The organism is Polynucleobacter sp. 39-46-10, assembly GCF_002282275.1.
This window is the reverse complement of the sequence record NZ_NCJB01000545.1, coordinates 1-1,079: the sequence shown is the minus strand read 5'-3', so window position 1 is coordinate 1,079 and position 1,079 is coordinate 1. Positions and strand designations below refer to the sequence as shown.

The following is a 1,079-nucleotide window of genomic DNA, read 5'->3' as shown; positions in this document are numbered from 1 at the left end:
GCCATGCTCCAATTTAGGGCATGCAATCCAAATGCATTTTCTGAGCAGGATAGCTTCAATTATTAACCCTTGATAAAGGAGTGCCAATGCTGGCATCAAAGAAAGCGGGAATGCCATCTCGCTTAATCGCAAGTCTTTTAACGGCCACCTTAGCCCTTCCGGCTGCAGCACCAGTCGCATATGCCCAAAATAGCAGCCAACAACAAGCAGCAAAGCTTTCTCAGGCCCAATTAGAGGCATTAGTAGCTCCCATTGCCCTCTACCCAGATCCCCTAGTCTCCCAAGTATTGATGGCATCAACCTACCCACTAGAGGTGGCTGAAGCATCAAATTGGATCAAATCCAATAGCAAGCTAAAAGGCGATGCCCTGAATCAAGCCTTGCAGCAACAAAACTGGGATGCGAGTGTTAAGTCTTTAGCGTCATTTGCGCCAGTACTAGAAATGATGGGCTCGCAGTTAAGCTGGACACAGCAACTTGGTAACGCCGTCCTAGCGCAACAGTCAGAAACCATGAGCGCAATTCAAGCTCTTCGCGCAAAAGCTAAACAGGCCGGCTCATTAGAATCCAACTCTCAGCAGACAGTCAAGACTCAAGGAAGTGGAACGAGCCAGACAACCATTATTGAACCCGCTGACCCGCAAGTTCTCTATGTCCCAACTTATAACCCCACTGTAGTTTATGGGGCATGGGCATACCCTGCATATCCTCCATATGCATACTATCCTCCGGGATACGTGGCCGGCACCGCCCTGCTTTCCTTCGGAATTGGAATGGCAGTTGGTGCAGCACTTTGGGGTGGGTGTCACTGGGGTGGCGGTGGAAACTCACTTACCATCAACAATAACAACTTCAATAACTTTAATAAGAATACTAATAACAATTGGTCTGGCAATCGCAGTGGTAACGATAGCTGGAAGCCCGATCAACAGCGCCGCAACGCCAATCTCGGTGGTGGCGCAGTCGGCGGTAACCGCGATGCAGAGCGCGATCAACTTCGTCAAAATCTACAACGTGGAGACCTGAGCGGTAATCGCGCTGGTGGTGATCGTGCTGGCAATGTTGGTAGCGCTGACCGT

General features: G+C 50.0%; 1 protein-coding gene. It reads left to right on the top strand.

Annotated features, from left to right (window positions below):
• Positions 1-86: 86 nt before the first annotated feature.
• Positions 87-1,079 (top strand): DUF3300 domain-containing protein (locus B7X71_RS17580; protein ID WP_293601693.1); only part of this gene is annotated, 993 nt, incomplete at its 3' end.